Source organism: Pseudomonas capeferrum (assembly GCF_013523055.1).
Lineage (GTDB): Bacteria > Pseudomonadota > Gammaproteobacteria > Pseudomonadales > Pseudomonadaceae > Aquipseudomonas > Aquipseudomonas capeferrum_A.
Genome location: NZ_JAAMQM010000050.1, coordinates 1 through 1882 on the forward strand (window position 1 = coordinate 1; position 1882 = coordinate 1882).

General features: G+C 59.8%; 1 protein-coding gene. It reads right to left on the bottom strand.

Annotated elements, in window-relative coordinates:
* Positions 1–1882 (bottom strand): beta strand repeat-containing protein (locus G7009_RS27245; protein WP_219856809.1); only part of this gene is annotated, 1882 nt, incomplete at both ends.

Below are 1882 nucleotides of genomic sequence, written 5' to 3' on the forward strand. Positions count from 1 at the left end.
TTGCCCAGTGCAGTGATCAGCGTTTGCGGGAAACCACTGGCAATACCGCCGCTCAGCACATTGATGCCACCAACGGTCAGGGTTTGCAGACCATCGGGTGCGGTAACAGTAAAAGTGCCGTTCTGTGTTAGTGCCGAGCCGTCGGGCGTGCTGCCATCGCTCAGATGCCTCTCGAAGACCGTTAGCTCGCCGCCCGCCACGTTCAAACCGTTCAGGGTGACCGGGTCGTTGAGGTTGCTGATATCCAGTGTCAGTGTTGCCGTGCTGGTATCGCCATCGGCATCGGTCAGGGTGTAGGTGAAGGTCTCGGTCCCGGTGCCCCCGCCCTTCAAGCCCTTGAAGTCAGCGTCGCCTGGGTTGAGGGTGTAGGTGTACGAACCATCCGCTGCCAGCACCAGAGTGCCATAGGTGCCAGTGAAGGTACCTGCGGTGATCGGCCCGGTAGTGGGACTGAGGGTGATTCGGTCGGCACCTTGGGTGTCGTTGGCCAGGACATTGCCGGTCAAGATCGTTTGCTGCTCGGTCGCCATTGACAGGTTGCCGTCATTCGCAGCCGTCGGCAGGTCATCGACGATAGTGACGTCCAGACTGTCAGTGGCCGTGCTGCCATCGCTATCGGTGGCCGAAACGGTAAAACTCTCGCTCAGGCTATTGGCGCCATTGGCAGTCGGATGGGCTTCGTTGTCGGACAAGGTATAGCTGTAGCTGACCACGCCGGTACTGGCGTTGTAGCCAGTGATGGTCAGGGTATTGCCCAGTGCAGTGATCAGCGTTTGCGGGAAACCACTGGCAATACCGCCGCTCAGCACATTGATGCCACCAACGGTCAGGGTTTGCAGACCATCGGGTGCGGTAACAGTAAAAGTGCCGTTCTGTGTTAGTGCCGAGCCGTCGGGCGTGCTGCCATCGCTCAGATGCCTCTCGAAGACCGTTAGCTCGCCGCCCGCCACGTTCAAACCGTTCAGGGTGACCGGGTCGTTGAGGTTGTTGATATCCAGCGTCAGGGTTGCCGTGCTGGTATCGCCGTCGGCATCGGTCAGGGTGTAGGTGAAGGACTCGTTCCCGGTGCCCCCGCCCTGCAGATTCAGAAAATCCGGATCATCCGTATCGAGGGTGTAGGTGTAGGAACCATCCGCTGCCAGCACCAGGGTCCCGTAGGTGCCGGTGAAGGTACCTGCAGTGATCGGCCCGGTGGTGGGACTGACCGCTATCCGGTCGGCACCCTGGGTATCGTTGCTCAGCACGTTCCCCGTGAGGATGGTCTGTTGCTCGGTCACCGTTGCCAGGTTGCCGTCATTCGCGGCGGTCGGCAGGTCGTCGACGATAGTGACGTCCAGACTGTCAGTGGCCGTGCTGCCATCGCTATCGGTGGCCGAAACGGTAAAACTCTCGCTCAGGCTGTTGGCACCGTTGGCCGTTGGATGGGCTTCATTGTCGGTCAGGCTGTAGCTGTAGCTGACCACGCCGGTACTGGCGTTGTAGCCAGTGATGGTCAGGGTATTGCCCAAGGCGGTGGTCAGGGACTGAGGGAGGCCAGAGGCCACGCCAGCCGTGACTACGTTGATGCCGCCTACAGTCAGGGTTTGCAGACCATCGGGTGCGGTAACGGTAAAAGTGCCGTTCTGTGTTAGTGCCGAGCCGTCAGGCGTGCTGCCATCATTCAGATGCTTCTCAAAAACGGTCAGCTCGCCGTCCGCCACGTTCAAGCCGTTCAGCGTGACTGGGTCGTTGAGGTTGCTGATATCCAGCGTCAGGGTTGCCGTGCTGGTATCGCCATCGGCATCGGTCAGGGTGTAGGTAAACGTCTCTATCGCGCTTCCCCCGCCCTGCAGATTCAGAAAATCCGGATCATCCGTATCGAGGGTGTAGGTGTAGGAACCAT